This is a genomic window from Methylomicrobium lacus (genome assembly GCF_041897535.1).
Taxonomy (GTDB): domain Bacteria; phylum Pseudomonadota; class Gammaproteobacteria; order Methylococcales; family Methylomonadaceae; genus Methylomicrobium; species Methylomicrobium lacus_A.
In genome coordinates this window covers 3739297-3759774 of record NZ_CP169217.1, presented here as the reverse complement: position 1 = coordinate 3759774, position 20478 = coordinate 3739297, and the positions used below count along the sequence as shown (strand labels likewise).

General features: G+C 57.4%; 20 protein-coding genes and 1 CRISPR repeat array. Of the genes, 17 read left to right on the top strand and 3 right to left on the bottom strand.

Going from position 1 to position 20478, the window contains the following annotated elements; all coding sequences use genetic code 11:
• Positions 1 to 68: 68 nt before the first annotated feature.
• Complete coding sequence (gene lexA / locus ACEPPP_RS16825) at positions 69 to 701, bottom strand: transcriptional repressor LexA (protein ID WP_374088519.1); 633 nt, start codon at positions 699 to 701, stop codon at positions 69 to 71.
• A gap of 347 nt (positions 702 to 1048) precedes the next feature.
• Between lexA and cas6 the strand changes: the two genes are divergently transcribed.
• The 10 genes from cas6 to ACEPPP_RS16775 all read left to right on the top strand — a co-directional run bounded on the left by cas6 (position 1049) and on the right by ACEPPP_RS16775 (position 11788).
• Entirely contained in the window at positions 1049 to 2011 is a 963-nt protein-coding gene (gene cas6, locus ACEPPP_RS16820; RefSeq protein WP_374088518.1) for a CRISPR system precrRNA processing endoribonuclease RAMP protein Cas6, read from the top strand.
• Between the two features lie 184 nt (positions 2012 to 2195).
• Positions 2196 to 4907: a type III-A CRISPR-associated protein Cas10/Csm1 gene (cas10, locus tag ACEPPP_RS16815; protein WP_374088517.1), complete on the top strand. Its 2712-nt coding sequence runs from the start codon at positions 2196 to 2198 to the stop codon at positions 4905 to 4907.
• A 301-nt stretch (positions 4908 to 5208) separates the two neighbouring features.
• Complete coding sequence (gene csm2, locus ACEPPP_RS16810) at positions 5209 to 5661, top strand: type III-A CRISPR-associated protein Csm2 (protein ID WP_374088516.1); 453 nt, start codon at positions 5209 to 5211, stop codon at positions 5659 to 5661.
• Positions 5662 to 5673: 12 nt separating this feature from the next.
• Positions 5674 to 6393, top strand: coding sequence for a type III-A CRISPR-associated RAMP protein Csm3 (csm3, locus tag ACEPPP_RS16805; RefSeq protein WP_374088515.1), 720 nt, complete (start codon positions 5674 to 5676; stop codon positions 6391 to 6393).
• A complete protein-coding gene (locus ACEPPP_RS16800; RefSeq protein ID WP_374088514.1) occupies positions 6393 to 7367 on the top strand; it encodes a CRISPR-associated protein Csm7 in 975 nt (324 codons plus the stop codon). The genes csm3 and ACEPPP_RS16800 overlap by 1 nt, the downstream gene beginning before the upstream one ends.
• Positions 7368 to 7375: 8 nt before the next feature.
• Complete coding sequence (locus ACEPPP_RS16795; protein WP_374088513.1) at positions 7376 to 9070, top strand: RAMP superfamily CRISPR-associated protein; 1695 nt, start codon at positions 7376 to 7378, stop codon at positions 9068 to 9070.
• Positions 9071 to 9090: 20 nt separating this feature from the next.
• Positions 9091 to 9624: a transposase gene (locus ACEPPP_RS16790; protein ID WP_374088512.1), complete on the top strand. Its 534-nt coding sequence runs from the start codon at positions 9091 to 9093 to the stop codon at positions 9622 to 9624.
• A gap of 117 nt (positions 9625 to 9741) precedes the next feature.
• On the top strand, positions 9742 to 10038 hold the full coding sequence (gene csx16 / locus ACEPPP_RS16785) for a CRISPR-associated protein Csx16 (RefSeq protein WP_374088511.1): 297 nt from the start codon (positions 9742 to 9744) through the stop codon (positions 10036 to 10038).
• Positions 10035 to 10652: a hypothetical protein gene (locus ACEPPP_RS16780; protein ID WP_374088510.1), complete on the top strand. Its 618-nt coding sequence runs from the start codon at positions 10035 to 10037 to the stop codon at positions 10650 to 10652. The genes csx16 and ACEPPP_RS16780 overlap by 4 nt, the downstream gene beginning before the upstream one ends.
• Positions 10649 to 11788, top strand: coding sequence for a Card1-like endonuclease domain-containing protein (locus tag ACEPPP_RS16775; protein WP_374088509.1), 1140 nt, complete (start codon positions 10649 to 10651; stop codon positions 11786 to 11788). Before ACEPPP_RS16780 ends, ACEPPP_RS16775 begins: the two co-directional genes overlap by 4 nt.
• Positions 11789 to 11871: 83 nt before the next feature.
• Positions 11872 to 12257: a CRISPR direct-repeat array (repeat unit 37 nt; unit sequence ATTTAAAACACTGACCTTATAAAGAAGGGATTAAGAC).
• 31 nt (positions 12258 to 12288) lie between these two features.
• Here the strand turns inward: ACEPPP_RS16775 and ACEPPP_RS16770 are convergent.
• Positions 12289 to 13620, bottom strand: coding sequence for an IS4 family transposase (locus ACEPPP_RS16770; protein WP_374086177.1), 1332 nt, complete (start codon positions 13618 to 13620; stop codon positions 12289 to 12291).
• Between the two features lie 880 nt (positions 13621 to 14500).
• Here ACEPPP_RS16770 and cas2 (ACEPPP_RS16765) point away from each other — a divergent pair.
• From cas2 (ACEPPP_RS16765) to ACEPPP_RS16735, 7 genes are all read left to right on the top strand, one after another.
• Entirely contained in the window at positions 14501 to 14785 is a 285-nt protein-coding gene (gene cas2 / locus ACEPPP_RS16765) for a CRISPR-associated endonuclease Cas2 (RefSeq protein WP_374088508.1), read from the top strand.
• A gap of 111 nt (positions 14786 to 14896) precedes the next feature.
• Entirely contained in the window at positions 14897 to 15853 is a 957-nt protein-coding gene (cas1, locus tag ACEPPP_RS16760) for a CRISPR-associated endonuclease Cas1 (RefSeq protein ID WP_374088507.1), read from the top strand.
• The gene (locus ACEPPP_RS16755; RefSeq protein WP_374088506.1) at positions 15850 to 16596 is read left to right on the top strand and encodes a CRISPR-associated endonuclease Cas1; all 747 of its coding nucleotides are present in this window, start codon (positions 15850 to 15852) and stop codon (positions 16594 to 16596) included. Before cas1 ends, ACEPPP_RS16755 begins: the two co-directional genes overlap by 4 nt.
• Complete coding sequence (cas2, locus tag ACEPPP_RS16750; protein WP_374088505.1) at positions 16596 to 16904, top strand: CRISPR-associated endonuclease Cas2; 309 nt, start codon at positions 16596 to 16598, stop codon at positions 16902 to 16904. The genes ACEPPP_RS16755 and cas2 (ACEPPP_RS16750) overlap by 1 nt, the downstream gene beginning before the upstream one ends.
• A gap of 81 nt (positions 16905 to 16985) precedes the next feature.
• Positions 16986 to 17333, top strand: coding sequence for a cupin domain-containing protein (locus ACEPPP_RS16745; RefSeq protein WP_374088504.1), 348 nt, complete (start codon positions 16986 to 16988; stop codon positions 17331 to 17333).
• 18 nt (positions 17334 to 17351) lie between these two features.
• On the top strand, positions 17352 to 19004 hold the full coding sequence (locus ACEPPP_RS16740; protein WP_374088503.1) for an alpha-keto acid decarboxylase family protein: 1653 nt from the start codon (positions 17352 to 17354) through the stop codon (positions 19002 to 19004).
• A 10-nt stretch (positions 19005 to 19014) separates the two neighbouring features.
• Positions 19015 to 19461: a YaiI/YqxD family protein gene (locus ACEPPP_RS16735; protein ID WP_374088502.1), complete on the top strand. Its 447-nt coding sequence runs from the start codon at positions 19015 to 19017 to the stop codon at positions 19459 to 19461.
• Between the two features lie 108 nt (positions 19462 to 19569).
• Here ACEPPP_RS16735 and ACEPPP_RS16730 read toward each other — a convergent pair whose 3' ends face one another.
• On the bottom strand, positions 19570 to 20430 hold the full coding sequence (locus tag ACEPPP_RS16730; RefSeq protein ID WP_374088501.1) for a shikimate dehydrogenase: 861 nt from the start codon (positions 20428 to 20430) through the stop codon (positions 19570 to 19572).
• Positions 20431 to 20478: the final 48 nt, after the last annotated feature.

Genomic DNA, 20478 nt, shown 5'->3' with positions numbered 1-20478 from the left:
TCCACTTTATTTTTCACTTGATCGTGCATATGATATTTTCTTTGCATGATAGTTCTCCTCGGGTTAAATTACTTGAAAGAACGGTAGCTCCGCATCTGGCCGACCACGACGCCCTGAATGGCGACTTGTTCCGGCCGGTAGGCCATCGCCTGCATGCCGGCATTGGCCGGCACCAACAGTACACTGTCCTGGGTTTGTTGAATATATTTCAATGTCGCTTCCGATTGGTCGATCAGAGCGACCACGATCTCGCCGTTGCTGGCATAACTGCGCTGTTCGATCACCACCCAATCGCCGTCGAAGATGCCGGCCTCGATCATCGAATCGCCCTTGATCTGCAACACGTAGCACGGCTTATCGGTTTGCAGCGCCTCGGGCACCGTCATGTACTGGATGTTTTCGACCGCCTCGAGCGGCCGGCCGGCGGCGATCCGCCCGACCAGCGGCAGGCTGTGCTCTTGGCAGGAGCGCGAGAGGCGCTGGGCCGGATCCGTCAGCCTGACGCCGCCCTGTTTGTTGCTTTGGAAAGGCTCCACCAGACCCGCATCGATCAAGGCCGTGACATGTTTATAAAGCGATCCGCGCGAGGCCATGCCCAGCGCGGCGCACAGTTCGTCCAGTGTCGGCGGATACGCAAAGTTTGCGTGGTTTTCGCACAAAAAATCGAAAATTTCCCGCTGTCTCCGGGTCAATACATTCACTCGTCAGTCCCTCAAAATCGAAAGTGGCTAAAGATTATCAAAGACTCGCCAGAAAGAGAACAAAAAGAGAACAGAAACCGGGAAAATTTTTATTACACCATAAATATCATAATGTTATAAAAACAACCTTACAAACTGCAACGGTGCTTTTTGCGGTTTTTCCGGGTTTCATAGCCCTTAAAGCTCTACCTCGGATAGTGAGAAAAACCTTCTCGAAAGCGTCTCTATAAGGAAGCGGCTTTCGCGAACCCGGACGCCGACCCGCAAGCTTGCCGACGAAGCCCATTTGTTGAAAAAAGACTACTCTTTAGCCATCGACTCAACCTGATACAAAAGGACGTGTAAACATGACCCCGCCACTTTCAGCCCCCCAACTCCCGCTTTCGGTATTCCGCTTCCATTTTTCGGTCGAGCGGCCGATCCAATTGCCGCCCTACCCCGGCTCGGCCTGGCGCGGCGCCTTCGGCGCAGCGCTCAAAAAAACCGTCTGCATCGTCAAGAACACGCCATGCGGCGATTGCCTGCTGAAACATTCTTGCGCCTATTCCTACCTGTTTGAAACGCCTCCGCCCGGCGATGCGCAAAAAATGCGCAAATACACCGCGGCCCCGCATCCTTTCGTGCTGCAATTGCCCGAGGATACGCGCGACGACTCGGCCTATGCGCTGCAAACGGTAGTCTTCGGCCATGGACAGCGTTTTTTCCCCTACGTCGTGCATGCATTGAAAACCGCCGGCGAACAAGGCCTGGGCGCCAAACGCCAGGCCTTTCTGCTCGACCATATCGAACAATTGAGCTTGACCGCGCCGCCTACGCTGATCTATCAGCACGGCAAACTCGAACCGCTCACGCCGCCTGCGCCTCCCGGCATTCCGGCGATGCCGCCGCGAATACGCCTGACGATCCATACCCCGATGCGGATCAAACAGGACAGCAAAAACCTGAATGGCGCGCATTTCAGGTTTGCCGCCTTTTTCGGCAACCTGCTCAGGCGGATTTCGATGCTGACCTATTTTCATACCGACACGCCGCTAGAAACCGATTTTGCCGGGTTGGTGCAGAAGGCCAGGACCGTCGAATTCTCAAAGAACAACCTGAACTGGTACGACTGGACCCGCTATTCCTCGCGTCAGCAAACCGAAATGCAACTGGGCGGCGTGATCGGCACTCTGGAACTCGACCTCGAAGGACTGGACGATTTTTGGCCCTACCTCTGGCTCGGCCAATGGACGCACGCCGGCAAGGCGACCAGCATGGGCATGGGGCGTTACAGCATCGAAAGCGCCGACGGACACGCAGGCGATGGATGAGCATAATCATCGTGGGAGCAAGGCGTTTTTCCTGCCGCGGACATCGCTGATCAACCAAAAACTGAAACAAACTTTGACAGTCGCGGTCCCGGCTTATCACGGCTACAGGCAGGCGCCCGCACACGCGCTACCGCATCCACCTGAGCAACGAGCGGATTCATTTCATCCTAAGGAGACCCAAAGCATGGCGATTAATCCCTTGCTGGAGCAATCCAGCCGTGTCGCATTGGCGGCATTTTTGCACGATCTCGGCAAATTTGCCGAACGGGCCAAACTTTCGGTCGACACGGAAGCGCTGGATGCGAACAAACAGCTGTATTGCCCGCATCGCAAAAACCACGTCGACGACAGAGGCTGGTTCACCCGCGTCCATGCGGCTTACACCGGTTTGGCGATGGATGCGATCGAGGACTTTCTGCCCGATCTGACGGGAACGGATTTCGCGCCGTTCGGCTCGTGGAAAACGCAGGACGCCGACGATTCGTTCATCAATGCAGCCGCGATGCACCATAAGCCGAAAACCTTTCTGCAATGGGTGATCGCAACCGCCGACCGGGTCGCATCGGGTTTCGACCGGGAAGAATTCGAGCGCTACAACGCGGCGGACGAAGGCACCGCAACCGGCAAAAACCACTACACGGCGCGGCAACTGCCTTTGTTCGAACAGATCCGTCTGCATCGCGGCGCCCCGCAAAACCATCAATACCGCTACCCGCTCAAACCGTTGTCGCCGAGCAGCATTTTTCCGGTCCAGGCGGCCGGATACGAAAGCGACGACAACGCGGCCGCGCAGCAAGAATACCACGCCCTGTGGCAGGGCTTCACCGCGGCGCTCGGGCAGATGCCTCCATCGCACCGCGCCAACTGGTCGCTATGGCTCGATCATTTCGAAACGCTCTGGGGCGTATATACGCAAGCGATCCCTGCCGCGACCGCCTTCAACGTCCGCCCCGACGTGTCCCTCTACGACCATTCCCGCGTCACCGCAGCGCTGGCGACGGCCTTGTGGCGCTATCATCACGAACGCGGCGATACCGGAGAGAGCGCCGCCGAGGCCCTGCAAGACCCGCAAAAAAGCTGGGGCGAAAACAAATTCCTGCTGATTCAGGGCGATTTTTTCGGCATTCAGGACTTCATCTTCGCCAGCGGCGGCGAAACCGGCAAGCGCGCGGCCAAACTGCTGCGCGGGCGTTCGTTTTATGTGTCGCTGCTGACCGAATGCGCGGCGCTGAAGGTGTTGGATGCGCTGGATCTGCCGTCCACCAGCCAGGTGATCAACGCGGCCGGCAAATTCATGATCGTCGCCCACGACACCCCGGCGACACGGGAAAAACTGCAACAGGTGCAAAACGCACTCGACGCCTGGTTTTTGGAACACAGCTACGGCCAGGCCGGCGTCGGTCTGGCCTGGACCGAGGCTTGCTGCAATGATTTCCGCCGAAATCCGGTGGTGGGAGCGACGCCCACGTCGCGACATGACGATAGCCGCAGTCCATATCGGAAGCTGATCGACAAATTGATAAGACAAATGGACGTCGTCAAAAACCGGCGCTTCAACCTATGCGTCAATCCGGATGCTCCGATCGTCATCGAGGATTTTCTCGACCGTTTCGACAATACCAAGGGCGTCTGCAAGATCGACGGCCGTTCGCCGGCGACCGAACCCTTCGAAGATGTCTACATCGGCGGGCTCGCCAAGGACCAGATCGACATCGGCGCCTGGCTGGCAAAGCCAGACAAACAGCGCATCCTGATTACTCGCGACACATTGCACATGACCAGCGCGGTATCGATTCCGATTTTCGGTTACCACATCAGCTTTACCGGCAGCGAGGCGGACAAAGGCAAATTTGGCCTGGAAGCGAAAACCGGCAATTTGCTCAGGGCCTGGGACTTTTCCTTGCCCGAAAAAGATCCGGACCGGGCGCTTTGGAACGGCTACGCGCGCCGCAACATCAACGCCTACGTGCCGATCGCCACCGAGGCCGACAAGCTGGAAGAAGCCTGGGATAAATACATCGGTATCGAGGAAGCGCTCGAAATCGGCGCCGCCAAAACCCTGAACCACCTCGCCTGCAGCGACAGAATCCAGGAAAATCAAGGCAAATGGATAGGCATCAGCGCCTTATCCACCCTGAAAGGCGACGTCGACAATCTCGGCCTGATCTTCGAGAAGGGCCTCGGCAACGACATCAGCTTCAGTAAAACCGCCGCCCTGTCGCGCCAGATGAACAATTTTTTCACCGTCTACCTGCCCTGGTTCTGCCGGACCGAATTTAAGGACAGCTACACCGTCTTCGCCGGCGGCGACGACTTTTTCCTGATCGGCCCCTGGCTGTCGCAAATCCGGCTGGCCGGCGCAATGCGGCAAGCTTTTCAACGCTATGTCGCGAGCAATCAGGAGGTACACTTCTCCGCAGGCATCAGCACGACCAAGCCGGGACTGCCGATCGCGCAGCTTGGCGAAATGGCGGAGGCCGCGCTGGAAGAGGCCAAAGGCCATAACCCTACAGACCAAAAGCCGGCGCCCAAAAATGCGGTTTGCTGCTTCAACCAATGCATGGCCTGGGACGAGTTTGCGGAATTGACCGGCCATCGGCAAATGCATCTGCAGCGGCTCAGCGCGGACAACGGCTTGAGCACCGGCTATGTCTACGGCCTGCTGAACCTGATCGAGATGGCCGAAAAGGTCGACCAGAACCCGGAAAACGCCCTCTGGCACAGCTACTTCGCCTATCGCACCGCCAGAATGCTGGAGCGCAAAAAGCTGGACAAGGACCAGCGCAAACGGAGGCACGCGGAATTGGCCGAAGAAATCGCCAATGCGGGAATCGTTCGGCATGGCGGCAACTATCGCGTGACCCTGTTTTGCCATCTGTACCAGCAACGCGATTAACGAAATAATCGTTCCCACGCTCTGCGTCACTGCCATTAAGTTAAGCCGTCATCCCGGCATGGATTGCCGGGATCCAGACTACAGGGATGTATTAAAGCTCGCCATCCCTGGCGACTGGATTCCGGCATTCCCTGCCGGAATGACGTGGTTTTCTTAACTTAATGGCAGTGACGCTCTGCGTGGGAATGCAGCTTTTACCGCTCCCGCGGTACGGGACGCGGAGCGTCCTAAACCCCGTTACCACGCAGAGCGTGGGAACGATGTAAAACAAATTTTTTTGCATACGACCCAGGAGAAATCAATGGCGACCTACCCCCCACAACGGCAAGGCCACGGCTATCGCGGCGGGCACGACGACAAGCCGGCCCACAAACCGCTGGATACAGCGAAAATCCAGCTCAAGGACATCAAGGCCGATCTGTTCGACGTGATCGCCAGGGAAACGGCCGAAACGATCGCGGACAACAGAAACAGCAACAAGCCGACGCAATTGCGCCGCTTCTATGAAGAAATCGTGATGTGGGAAAGCAAAGCAAGCCAGCACCCGGACAAGTTCGACGAATACCTGCCGTTCATCCGGATGATCAACGCGAAGGCCGCCTACGCCCTGGGCAGAAAACTGGTCGACGACAACTATGTCAAGCTGATCAACGACGGCCTGCAACAGGTAGACAGCCTGAAGACCCTGCGCCACTTCAAACTGTTCATGGAAGCCTTCATGGGCTTTTACAAAGAAAAAAGACCCAAAGACTAACGGAGATTCGCGATGCAACTGACTCATATCCAAAAACTGACCGGCCAGATCGAACTGCTCAGCGGCCTGCACATCGGCAGCGGCAACACCGAAATCCACATCGGCGGCACCGACAATCCGGTCATCAAGAACCCGATCACCCAGGAACCCTATATCCCCGGCTCCAGCATCAAAGGCAAAATCCGGAGCCTCTTGGAGTGGCATCTGGGCGTCGTCGGACACACCGACGGCCAACCCTTGAGCTTCAGGCACCTGAAAAAATTGGACGGCAACGTGCTGGATAAAGCCAAGGCCTTGATCAAGCTGTTCGGCGGCGCGCCCGATGGCGAGATCGACGAGGCCCTGGTCAAAGCAATCGGCCCCACCCGCCTGTCATTCTGGGATTGCTCGCTGGACCCTCAATGGGTGAAAGAAATGGACGCCAAAAACCTGCTGCTGACCGAAACCAAAATGGAAAACATGATCGACCGCATCCGCGGCACCGCCGAGCATCCCCGCAACACCGAGCGCGTGCCGGCCTCGGCCCAGTTCGACTTCAAACTGACGATCCGCGTGCATGACCACGAAGACCTGACCGACACGATCCTGGTCGGCCTCAAGCTGCTCGAACTGACCGGCCTCGGCGGCTCCGGCTCGCGCGGTTACGGCAAAATCGCCTTTAGAGGCTTGCAGCTCGACGGCAAGGACATCCAGACGAAACTCGATCAGTTGATTCTGCAAGAGGCGGCCTGATGCAGAGCATTCGAGTGTCGCTTAAACCTTTGTCGGCATTCGCCACGCCGCTCAAGGGCGATACGTTGTTCGGCCAGCTCTGCTGGGCGATTCGCAACCGCTTTGGCGAGGCCAGGTTGATCGAATTGTTGAACGGTTACACCGAAGACAGGCCGTTCGCGGTGATCTCCGACGCCTTTCCGGAAGGGTACTGGCCGTTGCCGAAACTGCCGGGCAGTTTTTACGAACTGCCCGAAGGCGAAGACCGCAAGGCGGTCAAAAAGCGCGCCTGGCTGCCCGAAGCCGCCTTCGACAAACCGCTCGCCGACTGGCTGCAGCAATCCGTCACCGCCTCCACCATCGCCGCGCGTCAAGCCGTGGGAGCGACACCCACGTCGCGACTAACAACGCTCAGCGAAAAACACCCCCAACCCCACAACACCATCAACCGCCTGACGAATACGACCGGCGCCAACGGCTTCGCGCCCTACAGCATCGAACAGGAATGGTTTCTTCCGGGCCTACGCTGGACGCTGCGCCTGCTGCTGGATACCGATCGATTCAGCTTGGAACACTGCCGGCAATGCCTCACCGACATCGGCGACTTCGGCTTCGGCAAGGACGCCAGCATCGGCCTCGGCAAATTCGAGATTGCGGATTTTCAGGCAGCCCCCCTGCCCGCGCAAAACGGCGCCGACGCCTGCCTGACGCTCGCGCCGTGCGCGCCGCAGGGCCTGGGTTTCGACAGCCGGCGCAGTTACTATCAAGTGTTTACCCGCTTCGGCCGGCACGGCGACATCGCCGTGCACCAGCAAGGCAAGCCCTTTAAGAATCCGGTGTTGCTGGCGCAAACCGGCGGCGTTTTTGCCGTCGACCCGCCGGCGCGCGGCTTCATCGGGCAAGGCATCGGCGGCGGCAGGCAATTGTCCAAAACCCTGGATGCCACGGTGCAGCAAGGCTACGCGCCGGTGCTGCCGATCGCGGCGCCTTTTTGAGGGAAGTCATGAGTTTTTTAAAGCACTACACGCTGAAATACACGCCGCTGTCGCCCATCCATATCGGCACCGGCGACAGCTACGAGCCGACCAATTACGTGATCGACGACGACACCCTGTACGAATTCGACACCGGCGCCGCGGTCGCCGCGTTGACCGAAAATGACCGGGCGCAACTGTCCAAAATCGTGTCGGCAAGACCGGACACGCAAATGCTCAAGGCCGTGCAGAAATTCTTCTACGACCGCCGCGAAGCGTTAAAGCCCTGGGCGGTCAACGCGATTCCGGTGCTGGATGGGGTCGTCAGGCTTTACGAAGACCGGGTCGGCAAATCCGCCAATCGCGAGGCCGACGGCAAACAGGTGATCAACCGGCTCGAAATCGACCGCACCGCCTACAACCCGGTCAATCGCCAGCCGGTGCTCTTCGGCTCCTCGGTCAAAGGCGCAATACGCACGGCGTTGCTGGATAAAATCAATGCCGGCGCCCGCGCCCGTCCGAACGAGCGCAAGGGCCTGCATGAATTTCAGGGCCGCTTGCTGAAATACTGCGATCCCGAGCGCGGTAGATTGCAGTTGGAACTCGACCCCCTCCGCCTGATCAGTTTTTCGGACGCGATTTGGCAGCAGGAGACAAATCTTCCGACTTCACAGGTATTTTTGGCGGTCAATCGCAAAAAATCCCCGGTCGTCAATCAAGAAGGCAAGTTGCGCCAGGCGATGGGCGAAAACCTCTATCAAATTCTGGAGTGCGTGCCGGCCTGTTATGCGCGCACCTTTAGCGGCCAGCTCAACCTTCAGTCCGTCGGCTCCGATAATCACCGTGCATTGCCGGCGGCCGAACTGCGTTTTACGGCCGAAGAGATAGCCCAGGCCTGCAATCTTTTTTATCTCCCTATTCTGACCGCGGAGCGCAAACTGATGCAGGAGAGAAACTATCTGCATGGCGGCTGGAACCAAACCCTCACCGAGATACTGGCCTTGAATCAGGACAAACTTAAAACCGGCAAAGCCTTCGTTCTTCGTGTCGGCCGGCATTCCGGCGCGGATTCGGTCACCGTCAGCGGCGCGCGCAACGGCAACATCAAAATCATCAAAGGCAAAGGCCAGCAGCCCGGCTATGCCGATTCGCCCAAGACCCTCTGGCTGGCCGCCCAAACCAAGGAGCAGCGCACCGACCTGCTGCCTTTCGGCTGGGTATTGGTCGAAATCGAAGCCGACATATCCGCCGCAAAGGCATCGCCCGAGCTAGCCGAACTCTGCGCCAGTCAACAGCACGACGCCCGGCGCTGGGCCGAAAAGCAGGTCAGGCAAAAAGCCGAACTTCAAGCAAAACGCCGCGAAGCCGAACAACGCCGCGAACGCGAGGAAACCGAACGCCACCGGCAAGCGGAACTGGCGGCGCAGGCCGAACGGGAGCGGCTGGCAAAGGAAGAGGCAGATCGTCTACGGCAGCAATCGATGACGCCCGAACAACTGCAAATCGATGGCCTGAAACAAAAGCTGCAAGAAAAACAGGCCGCGAATGCCCGCGAACAGATCGGCGGCCCGCTTTACAGCGAGCTGCGCGAACTGATCGGCGGCGCGGCGGCTTGGCCGGCCGAAGACAAAGCCGGATTACACAATGTCGGCAGAGACATCCTGAAATTCATCGGCGCGGAAGGCAATAAAAAGGCCAAGGAACTGTTGAAAACCTTACAGTAACCTCTTCAGGAATATCTGGTATGACGACTTGTAGCCATCCTTTCTTTAGTCGCGACGTGGGCGTCGCTCCCACCGGCTCCACAGGGGTGGGAGCGACGCCCACGTCGCGACTAAAAAAACCCAAACCCGACCCGCACAGCAAATCACTGCGCAAGGGCCGGCGCTCCATACCCCATCAAATCTATCTGATCACGGCCACCACGCAAGATCGCGTGACAGTGTTCGCCGATTTTTATGCGGCACGGACACTGATCCGCCTCTTGCACACCGATCCCGAAGCCAGGACCCTTGCCTTTGTCGTGATGCCGGATCATCTGCACTGGCTGATGCAATTGGGGCAAATCCGCTCACTCAGCCAGGTCGTCGAAAGCCTCAAAACACTCTCCGCCAAAAAAATCGGCAAACCGTTTTGGCAGGACGGTTTTCATGATCATGCCTTGCGTCAGGAAGAAGATTTACGGGCGGTTGCGCGCTATATCGTCGCCAATCCCCTCCGCGCCGGCTTGGTCAACCGAATCGGCGATTATCCGCATTGGGATTCAATATGGTTATGAGTGTTGCCGAAGCAATGGGAACAGTGAGAACAGTGGGAGCGACGCCTACGTCGCGACTGAAGCCTGTTTTTAGTCGCGACGTAGGCGTCGCTCCCACCGAACTTGATTGTTAACCGCATGACTACTTACTTCGTCTCCCGCCACCCCGGCGCGATCGACTGGTCCCAGCGCCAGGGCATCCGGGTCGACCAGCAGATCGAACACCTGGACATCGCCCGCATCAACCCCGGCGACGTCGTGATCGGCAGCTTGCCGGTCAATCTGGCCGGCGCGGTCTGCGCCAAAAATGCCCGCTACATCCACCTGACGCTGGATTTGCCCTATGATGCACGCGGCGTCGAGCTGGACGCGGAAGACATGCAGCGCTACGGCGCCAAACTCGAAGAATACCGGATCACCAGGGTAACGGCATGACACAAAACCTCTTCGGCTGGAGCGACCAGGCCTGGCAAACGCTCGACCAATTCGGCATCCTGTTCGGCGACCTGATGCTGCTGATCTCGATCGGCGGTCTCGTGTACGGCCTCTACAAACGCAACGACATCCGCCAATGGCTGACCCGCAACCGCTTCCCGAGCATCGGCGGCCGTCCCGAACTGAGTCGCTGGCAAGGTCTGATTTTTACGGTCAGCCGCGCCAACGTGCCGGCCTGGGTAATAGACCAGATTCAACCCGAGGCCGTCGGCTTGCTGCTGACCGACTCCAGCCAGGGCGAGGGCGAGCAGATCAAGGCGCAGGCGCGGCAAATAGGCGCTAAGGTCGTCATTCGCCACATCGACAACCCCGACGACCCGGCCGAAGTCAAACAAAAAACCGCCGAGATCGTGCGCGAGATGCAAGAATCCGGCATCTCCCCGATCGCGGTCGATGTGACCGGCGGCAAAACCCCGATGAGCCTCGGCGCCTTCATGGCCGCCGAAGAAGCCTCTATCGACACCCTCTACGTGACCGCCGCCTATAAGGACAACAAACTCGACATGGCCAGCGCCAACATCATCGCAATCTCGCAAGCCGGAGCGCACGGATGAAAATCCCAGTCCACCTGATCCTGGTTTCCGCCCAGGCGGTCCCGAACATCACTCCGGTGCTGGACGAAGACTTCAGACCCGACACCGTGATCCTGCTGGTCAGCCCCGACATGCAAACGCGCGCAGACTGGCTGGAAGCTGTGATCAAAAGACGCGGCATCGCCACCCGGCGCTGGCCGATCGACGATCCCTGGGACATCGAACACATCCAAAGCCGCGTGATCGACCTGCTCGACGCGCAGGCGCAACAGCCCATCGCGCTGAATGCGACCGGCGGCACCAAGCCGATGAGCATCGCCGCCTATGAAATTTTTCGCGAATTCGAAAAACCCATCTTTTATGTCCACCCCGAACAAGACCGGATCGTCTGGATGTATCCGCCCAAACAGCCGGGCCAGGCGCTTGCCGACCGGATCAAACTGCCGGAGTTCTTCCAGGCTTACGGCGCGACCGTCACCGGACAAGGCGACAAACTCGGCGTGCCGCCAATCTACCGGACCTTAACCGAAGACATCATCGGGCACATAGGCCCGTATGAAAAAGCGCTGGCGACGCTAAACTTCCGGGCGGCCAGAGCCGAGCGCAGCCTGGCGGCCGACTTGAACGACGACGAAATGCGGAACGGCGCCCTGCGCCAATTGATCGACCGTTTCGAGAGCGCGGGAGTGCTCGCCCTGGAAAAAAACCGGCTGACCTTTCCGAGCGAAGACGCGCGCTTCTTCGTCAACGGCGGCTGGCTGGAGCAGCATGTTTACGGCCTGTGCCTGAATTTGAAAAAAGCGGCCGGTATCCAGGACATTGGACGCAGCATCGAAGTGGAACGGCTGCATCGCAATCAGCCGGTCAAAAACGAGATCGACGTCGCCCTGCTGAAGGACAACCGGCTCTACCTGATCGAATGCAAGACCAAGGTTTTCAACGGCAATCATGCCGTGCACAGCGAAGGCGCGCAGACGCTCTACAAACTGGATACGCTGAAAGACCTCCTCGGCGGTTTGCAAGCCCGCGCAATGCTGATAAGCTTTACCCAACCCAGAAAACACGATCTGCAACGCGCCGGCGACCTCGGCATCGCGGTGTGCAGCTATCGCGAGCTGATGAACCTGAAAGAAAAACTGCGGGTCTGGATGCAATGACAACGGTTAACTTTTCCAATATGCAAAATCGCCCCAACCCCATTGCCAAGCCATTGATTAATAAAGGAGGAAAACACCGAGCTATTTAAAACACTGACCTTATAAAGAAGGGATTAAGACTGCTGCAAGTTTATCTGCTTTAAATGTTTCCTTCATTTAAAACACTGACCTTATAAAGAAGGGATTAAGACCCAGGTCTTAGGTTTAACGTATCTGATAGGGTATTTAAAACACTGACCTTATAAAGAAGGGATTAAGACGCAGGTTTTGCAACTCTGCCCATCGTTTCTTGTATTTAAAACACTGACCTTATAAAGAAGGGATTAAGACAATGCGGATTTACTTAATGTCGGATCAAGTTTATTTAAAACACTGACCTTATAAAGAAGGGATTAAGACTCTTCATAAGGTTCTGTTTCTCGCCATTTAAGAATTTAAAACACTGACCTTATAAAGAAGGGATTAAGACGTTTGACTCTGGAATGGTTAAAGTCATTTCGTTATACACAATTCTGAGCTTCCCGCATCGCGCGAATGCCGATGGCGAAGTCCATGACGCGCTGAAGACCGATCCAAAGTGTTTTGGCGCCGGGCTCACCATCGCCTTTGCGTCCGAGAAAGCCGCCGAAACCGGCAATCACTCTGATGATCTCGTTCAAAGTCGGCGGCTTATCCGGTAGGGGTTTGCGCGCCACTAGCCAGGCCGCCTGCCATTCTTCCCGTTCGAACACCGCTTCGCCATCCATCTCCGGGCAGCTTCGCCCCAAACGCATCAGGTAACCGATCCGCCAAGCGGTAATCAGATAGAAAGCCAAGGCCAACTCGACGCGGGGCATCGCCGACAATTGTAAGGCTTCCACCTTGCAGCCGTTTTTGAGAATGTTGAAAAACATCTCAATCTCCCACCGGCATCGGTACCAATCGATTAACTCCCTCGCTGCGTCCAACGTCGACGCCGGAAGATTTGTCATTAAGCGCCATTCCACCGCCTTTTCGCCTTCAGGCGGGGCGATTTCGCGCGCCAACAGAGCGCTCACTTCAAACGTTCCACCATTGCCATCGGCTAAGCCGACACGCAGGCTGCGTAGCTGTTGGCTTACCTCGCGCCCTTTCTGTCCCGGGCGTGGCTGCAGATGAAAGCGAATCTCGCCCAAGACCTGCGCCCGTTCGACCTGCTCCCACAACTTGGCCTCATCCTTCCCAAGTTTGCGGTTGTGCTGGGATCGGATCAGCCAATCGGCTGGATTCTTCAGGGCATGGGCGCGTTGCATTAGTCCCAGGATGTCGGCTTCGCGGTCTGCCACATAAACCCAGCGCGTGTCCGGGTGTGCCTCCGCAACCTCTGCTACGCGTTCGTAACCTTCCCGCCAGCGCGCGCTCTCACAGATTCCACGCCGCTCGCCATCGGCGTCTTTCGGCTCCCGTGCCCACATCCAGGCATCCAATACGCCCAGCGGCAGCCGTTCTGGCGTCACCGCATACGTCGGATGCAAGTACATCCCTCGCTGCGCTTCATATGACAACGGCCCCAATCCCTCGATTGACTGTCCGTTAAAATTCAGCTCCGTGGTGTCTTGTAGGCACAGCACCACCGGATAGGCTTGACTGCGTATCAAGGTGCAATCGATATGCGGCTGCAGAATGTCATTCCACGCAATCCCCTCTTGCCCGAAAAACCGGTACGCCGCCAGGGTCTCACTCCAACCTCCACAGGCTGTCGGTATGCTCGCGCTCGGCTTCGACGCAAAACTTTTCAACAGCTTCGCCGATCTTTTGTTCAAACGCTCATCTCCCAGTTTGATTCCAGATAATTCCTTTTTCACCCACTCCATTTGCCTTCTTGTCCTTGGTTCGAAAAAATCGCGTAGCTTACAGGATTAGGCAAGTTGTGTATAACGAGATGGGTTAAAGTTTCGTCAATTTAAAACACTGACCTTATAAAGAAGGGATTAAGACTGAATCAGTTGGTGGTATTAGATCCCAGTAGGATTTAAAACACTGACCTTATAAAGAAGGGATTAAGACTAAGAGCTAGTTCCATCGTGCGAATTGACAAGCATTTAAAACACTGACCTTATAAAGAAGGGATTTTTCATCGTTCTTACGCCCCGCATCAATGCCATCAAGTTAAGCCGTTCTTTGAACGAAGCGCCGGCCTGAGCCCCCCGAAGGCATGCCCTTATACACAAGTTCGTCATTCCGGCAGGGATTGCCGGGATCCAGGCTACAGGGACGTTTAAGGCTTGCCATCCCTGGCCCTGGATATCCCCTTCCCGGCGGATATGACGGCATTTATGTATAACGGTATGCGCCGAAAGGTCCAAGCGATTGTTTGACTTCGGCTCCGCTCAGCCAACGATAAGTTTTGCAAGTAAGCTCTTAACCCTATCAGACATAAGACGGCTTTCCTTATCCCGTAAAAAACTCGTTCGTGGGAGCGACGCCTACGTCGCGACTTGAGGCTTTAATCGCGACGTAGGCGTCGCTCCCACCAATCGCCAATCTATTTTCATTGATGCAGTGGTCCGTAGATACCGAATCCAATGCCAGGGACGCCAAGCTCAAAACATCCCTGTAGTATGGATTCCGGCAATCCATGTCGGAATGACGGTTTTCCTCATCCCAACCTCGACTTCCCAAAGACAGCCTGCTTGCCAATCTGACAAGCTTGTCAACCCTGAAATTCGGCTGCTTCATGCGTATGCTGTACGCATGAGCCAACGCCAACTTTACATCGCCGCTTACGACATTCGAGACCCCAAGCGTCTGCGCAAGACCTTGAGGGTGATTCGCGCCTATGCCTCCGGCGGCCAGAAGTCGGTTTATGAATGTTTTTTGAGCAAAACAGAGAAGGCCGCCTTGTTATCCGAAGTGAGCGACGTGATCGACACCGAAGAGGACCGCTTTTTTCTGCTCAGGCTCGATCCGCGCGGCCGCGTTTATACGCTGGGCAAGGCCTTGCCGCCCCAGGACGGCGCTTTTTATTACGTCGGCTAAGAAGTCCGTGCAAACGAAAGTGCCGGTGGGAGCGACGCCTACGTCGCGACTTGAGGCTTTAATCGCGACGTAGGCGTCGCTCCCACCCTAGATTTTGAACTAGGAGACACCATGCACACATTGTATTTGGATAGGAAAAACCTGGCCGTCAAACTCGAAGGCGGCGCGCTGGCCCTGTACGAAAACGGCGAGCGGCGCGGCACGGTGCCGCTGCATTTGCTGGAAAAAGTGGTCGTCAACGGCGGCGTGGAAATGGACAGCCAGGTCTTCGGCGCATTGAGCGAGCGCAGGATCGCATTGCTGTTCTTGTCGGGCCGCGCCAGCCGAATCAAGGCAATGTCGTTCAATCCCTCGCATAACGATATCAACCGGCGGCTGGGCCAGCTTCGTGCTTATTTCGATGCGGATAGCCGCCTCAAGATGGCGCAAGGCCTGGTGCTCGCGAAGATTCACAACCAGCGCCAGTTACTGCATGAAGCGATGGCCGCGCGCGCCGACTTGCGCAGGCCGTTGTTTGCCGCGGTCGAAACTCTGGATGCGATTGTGCAAAAACTGGCGTCTTCGCAGTTTGAGATAGAACCCTTGCGCGGCTACGAAGGCAGCGCTTCGGCGGCTTACTTTTCGGCCTATTCGACGCTGTTTCCTCCGTCACTCGAATTCGGCAAGCGCATCAGAAGACCGCCCACCGACCCGGTCAATGCCTGCCTGTCGCTGGGCTACACGCTGCTGCATTTCGAGGCGGTGAGCAGTTGTCTGGCGACCGGGCTCGAACCTTTACTGGGGTTTTATCACGAACCGGCCTATGGCCGCGAATCGCTGGCTTGCGATTTGATCGAACCTGTCAGGCCGCGCCTGGATAAGGTCGTGTGGACGCTGTTCCGCGAGCGCGAGCTGGACCAGAGCCATTTCACGCTGGACAAGGGTCGCTGCGTGCTGGGCAAAAACGGACGCCGGCGTTTCTTTGCGCGTTACGAGCATTTCGCGGTTCCGGTCCGGCGCTGGCTGCGCCTGCAAGGGCATAAGCTGGCCAAGACCTATCTGCAAACCGGCTGGGACAAACCGCTGTGAGGCCGTTATACATCACCGGGTCGCAGGACACCGAAGTCGATTACGAGGAGCCGGCGTTGGCGGTATCGGCGCCCGGCAAGAGCCGGCTGTTATTCCCGTTGTCCAGAGTGTCGCGCATCGTGGTGCAGGGCTTGGTCGACTGGAAAATGCCGGCGCTGTATGCCTGCGCGGAGGCCGGCATCGCGGTCGTGTTCATGCACGAGAACGGCGAGGTGCGGGGGCGCTGGCTCGGCTGCGTGCGCGACCGGCAGAACCTGGAACAGTTATACGAAGATTTTTGGCAACATGCCGACGCCCCGGAGCGCTATCGGGACTGGCTGAACGGCATGCAGCGCATGGCGGTGCGCAGCGCGGCCCGGCGCTTGGGCTTTGACGACTGGCAGGACGCCGATGCCGTAAGCTTGCGCCGCTGGTTCGAGGTCTCGGTCGATCGCCCCTGGCGCAAAAACATCGAGCCGATGAGGGGCTTTTTACTGGCCGCCGTGTTGCAGGCCTTGGGCGAGGCGGGTCTGGATGCGCGCTGTGAAAACCTGCATGACGAACGCGTCACGCTGGCCGACGACTGGTGCGGAATTTTATGGTGGGACTTTTATCCGGCGCTGCGGGACTGGCATGCCCGCTCCCCTGCCCCGCCCGCACCTCAGGCGCTGGCGGAATTTTACGAACAGCGCCGGGGCCGCTCCGAACATTTGCTGCGCGGCCTGTTGAGCAAATGGCATCAATGCCTGCTGGAGATCCGCTGATGGCCAAACAGCGTAAAAAACTGTATCTGATCAGTTACGACATCAGCGATCCGAAGCGCCTGAGCCGAATTCACCGTGTATTGAAAAAAGCCGGACTGCCGCTGCAATATTCGGTGTTTACCGCGGTATTCAGCCAAACCCGCCTGGAGCGTCTCTTGACCTCGATCGAGCATATCATCGATACCCGCGAGGATGATGTCCGCTGTTATGTGCTGCCGGCAACGGTCGAATGCAAAACCCTGGGACGGCAGATGTTTCCCGACGATGTGCTGTTGTTTGCGGGCGGCATCAACCAGTTGCTGGGCTAAGCGCTCCCACACACCCTTTGCCGCGAACTTCTCCAATAAACGGATGTCGCATTGTGTGCAACTTCTTAGGAGAAATATCTTATGCCATCAGAAAACCCAAGCAGACCCAAAGGGCTCGCCGGTGCTGAAATCGCCAAGGCCGCAGAGCTGGTAAGCTACCAGGACGGCTCCGTCGTCAGCCGTGAAATCGTCAAAAGGCAAACCGGTAACGTGACGATCTTCGCTTTCGACGAAGGCGAAGGCCTGAGCGAGCACACGGCGCCTTTCGATGCGCTCGTGCATGTGCTCGAAGGCGAGGCGGAAATCAGCATCGCGGGGCGGCAGCATCGCTTGCATGGCGGCGAAATGATTCTGATACCCGCGCAGCAGCCGCATAGCCTGAAGGCTTTGCAACGGTTTAAAATGATACTGACGATGATTCGATCCTGAACCGCGGGAGAGCGCGATATGAGCACGGCGAAATTCGATACGGTTGGACAATATCTCCTCAACCGACTCTATGAGGCGGGCGTCAAGCATATCTTTGGCGTTCCGGGCGATTACGTCCTCGGCTTTTACGATCTGCTGGTCAACAGCCCCATTCAACATATCGGCACCACGCGGGAAGATGCCGCCGCCTTTGCCGCGGACGCCTATGCGCGCTGCCTGGGACTGGGCGCCATGGCGGTCACCTACGGCGTCGGGGCGCTGAATACGGTCAATGCGGTGGCGGGCGCCTACGCGGAGTCCTCGCCGGTGATCGTCATCAGCGGGGCTCCGGGCATCCGCGAACAAAGAGAGGATCCCTTGATCCATCATCGCTTCGGCCCTTTCACGTTCCAGCGCGAAATTTTCGAACGCATTACCTGCGCGACCGAAGTGCTGAACGATCCGGTAATCGCATTTCGCCAGATAGACCGGGCCATCGCGACGGCTCGCCGCTTATGCAAGCCGGTCTACATCGAAATCCCTCGCGATCTGGTCATGGCGGAAGGCTATCCGATGCCGGCCGAGGCGCTGGAACCGTTGGCGAGCGACGAAACCGCCTTATCGGAAGCGGTCGCGGAAACCCTGGAACTGCTGGCCAAATCGGTTTCGCCGATGGTCGTCGCGGGCGTCGAGCTGCACCGGCGCGGTCTTCAGGGCGCTTTGGTCAATCTCGTCGAGCGCGCGCAGTTGCCGGTCGTAGCCACATTATCCGGAAAGTCGGTGATCGCCGAGCGCCACCCGGCCTATCTCGGTATTTACGAAGGCGCGATGAGTTCGGAAAACGCGCGCTACATGGTCGAGCAATCCGACTTACTCCTGATGCTGGGCGTGACCTTGAACGACATCGATACCGGCATCTATACCGCAAAGCTCGATCCCCACCATATGGTCCGTGCGGCGCAGAACGAGGTCGTGATCAGCTCCCACCGCTATCCACGTGTCGCCTTGGCCGATTTTTTAACGGCCCTGGTAGGACAGATCAAAACGCGCGGCGAAGGATTTTCATCGCCGCCGCCAGCGCTTGAAGCGAGCGCCTTTCCCGAACCGAAGCGGCCGATAACGACGGCACGCATGATCGAACGGCTCAATCAGGCGCTGAGCCCGGATATGATCGTGGTTTGCGACGTAGGCGACTGCCTTTTTGCCGCGATCGATCTTCAGGTGCATGAGCAGAGCGAATTCCTCGCCTCCTGCTACTATGCCACGATGGGTTTTTCCGTGCCCGCCGCCCTGGGCGCGCAAATCGCCCGGCCTGACCACCGTCTGCTGGTGCTGGTCGGGGACGGCGCTTTTCAAATGACCGGCACCGAGCTTTCAACCCATGCGCACCTGGGCCTGAACCCGATCGTGGTGGTTTTCAACAATTCCGGCTACGGCACCGAAAGGGGCATCCTGGAAGGCCCTTTCAACGACATCAGCAGTTGGCGTTTCGATCGACTGGGCGAAGTCTTCGGTCCGTTGAAAGGCTACGATGCCGCCACGGAAGAAGACTTTGAAGCCGCGCTGACGAATTCCCTGAACAACCTAACCATGCCGAGCATCATTAACGTCCATCTCTCGGCCGATGATGCCTCTTCGGCGATGAAACGCCTTGCGGAACACTTGAAATCCAGGGTGAAAGGCGGAAGCTGAGCGATTTCCCATGCAAATATGGGTTGATGCGGACGCCTGTCCGAAAGCGATCAAGGAGATTTTGTTTCGGGCGGCGGAGCGGATGGCCATAACCACTACGCTGGTTGCCAATCAATTCGTACAGACGCCGCCTTCTCGCCATATCAGGCTGCTGCAGGTAACTTTGGGTTTCGACAGGGCCGACAACGAAATCGTCAAAAGAATGAACGCCGGCGACTTGGTGATAACCGGCGACATTCCGTTGGCGCATGAAGTGATCGGCAAAGGCGGCCATGCCATCAATCCGCGCGGCGAGCGTTACACTCCAGACAATATCAAGGAGCGTTTGAATATGCGCGATTTCAACGACACATTGCGCGCGAGCGGAATCAATACCGGCGGGCCGTCTGCGTTGAATGCACGCGACATACAATCCTTTGCGAATCAGTTGGACAGATTCTTGGCCCAGCAGCGTTAGTTTTCGTCCTGAATCCGTCTCCCGGTAGTCGGTGCCTCCGACCGATCGCACAACAAGACCCAATGTGCGTGCTCGATTGTCGTCCCTGGCAAAACCGCCCGTTACAGGTTATTCGCCAAGGGCCTTGGCCACCGCTCGCTGAAATACCGCCTCATCGGGTTTGATGCCGGTCCATGCTTCAAATATCTGCATCGCCAGCTGCACCAGCATTTCCACGCCGTTGACGATCGGGCAGCCCATGTCTCGCGACGCGTTCAGAAAGGGCGTAATGCGCGGATTGGTAATGACGTCGACAACGGTTGTGCTCTTAGAAACAGTGCCCCAATTAACGGGCACGGGTTCCAGCTGAGGCGCCGCCCCCAGATGAGTCGCATTCATCAGAATATCCGTGCCTTCGGGAACGCAAACTTCGCCGCTCCATTGCACCCATTCGGCCGGCACGCCGGATGCTCTGGTCACGGTTTGGGCAACCTCGGTCCCTTGGGCCTCCCTTCGTGTGATGAGGGTCAGGTGCGAAGCCCCTGCCCAGGCCAGTTCGACCGCCATGGCCCTGCCTGCGCCGCCGGCTCCGAGCATGACGACCCGCTTGCCTGCGATGGGCGTTACCTTCTGTATGGCTTTGACGACACCTTTGCCGTCATTGTTGTGCCCAATCAGACGACCGTCCTTGATGGTCATGTAGTTGACTGCACCAATCGCTTTGACATCTTCATCGATCTCATCGAGATGCGGAATGGAAACGACCTTGTAAGGCACAGTGATACAGGCGCCGGCAAAACCCAAGGCTCTGACACCTGCAACGGCGGCCGGAATGTTGTTTTCCGAAGTCACATCGCACTTCCAGAACTGCCAATGCAGACCGTAGTGAGCATAGACTTCATCGAACATCCGATCTATCGGGTTTTCCGCAACAGGATGACCCAGCATTGTGGTCATTTGTTTTTGTGGGGGTAATATAATATTCGACATCAATGAGCTCCTTATCTTTTTTTCGGTCCCGAAGAACCCATGCCTTGA

Bases quoted from the DNA above. Each gene is read 5' to 3' on its own strand.
- cas1 (WP_374088507.1), top strand. From the start codon at position 14,897: ATGCACACATTGTATTTGGATAGGAAAAACCTGGCCGTCAAACTCGAA.
- cas2 (WP_374088505.1), top strand. From the start codon at position 16,596: ATGGCCAAACAGCGTAAAAAACTGTATCTGATCAGTTACGACATCAGC.
- ACEPPP_RS16780 (WP_374088510.1), top strand. From the start codon at position 10,035: ATGACACAAAACCTCTTCGGCTGGAGCGACCAGGCCTGGCAAACGCTC.
- ACEPPP_RS16740 (WP_374088503.1), top strand. From the start codon at position 17,352: ATGAGCACGGCGAAATTCGATACGGTTGGACAATATCTCCTCAACCGA.
- ACEPPP_RS16790 (WP_374088512.1), top strand. From the start codon at position 9,091: ATGACGACTTGTAGCCATCCTTTCTTTAGTCGCGACGTGGGCGTCGCT.
- ACEPPP_RS16735 (WP_374088502.1), top strand. From the start codon at position 19,015: ATGCAAATATGGGTTGATGCGGACGCCTGTCCGAAAGCGATCAAGGAG.
- cas10 (WP_374088517.1), top strand. From the start codon at position 2,196: ATGGCGATTAATCCCTTGCTGGAGCAATCCAGCCGTGTCGCATTGGCG.
- ACEPPP_RS16770 (WP_374086177.1), bottom strand. From the start codon at position 13,620: ATGGAGTGGGTGAAAAAGGAATTATCTGGAATCAAACTGGGAGATGAG.
- cas6 (WP_374088518.1), top strand. From the start codon at position 1,049: ATGACCCCGCCACTTTCAGCCCCCCAACTCCCGCTTTCGGTATTCCGC.
- ACEPPP_RS16800 (WP_374088514.1), top strand. From the start codon at position 6,393: ATGCAGAGCATTCGAGTGTCGCTTAAACCTTTGTCGGCATTCGCCACG.
- ACEPPP_RS16730 (WP_374088501.1), bottom strand. From the start codon at position 20,430: ATGTCGAATATTATATTACCCCCACAAAAACAAATGACCACAATGCTG.
- cas2 (WP_374088508.1), top strand. From the start codon at position 14,501: ATGAGCCAACGCCAACTTTACATCGCCGCTTACGACATTCGAGACCCC.
- csm3 (WP_374088515.1), top strand. From the start codon at position 5,674: ATGCAACTGACTCATATCCAAAAACTGACCGGCCAGATCGAACTGCTC.
- ACEPPP_RS16795 (WP_374088513.1), top strand. From the start codon at position 7,376: ATGAGTTTTTTAAAGCACTACACGCTGAAATACACGCCGCTGTCGCCC.
- csm2 (WP_374088516.1), top strand. From the start codon at position 5,209: ATGGCGACCTACCCCCCACAACGGCAAGGCCACGGCTATCGCGGCGGG.
- csx16 (WP_374088511.1), top strand. From the start codon at position 9,742: ATGACTACTTACTTCGTCTCCCGCCACCCCGGCGCGATCGACTGGTCC.
- ACEPPP_RS16745 (WP_374088504.1), top strand. From the start codon at position 16,986: ATGCCATCAGAAAACCCAAGCAGACCCAAAGGGCTCGCCGGTGCTGAA.
- ACEPPP_RS16775 (WP_374088509.1), top strand. From the start codon at position 10,649: ATGAAAATCCCAGTCCACCTGATCCTGGTTTCCGCCCAGGCGGTCCCG.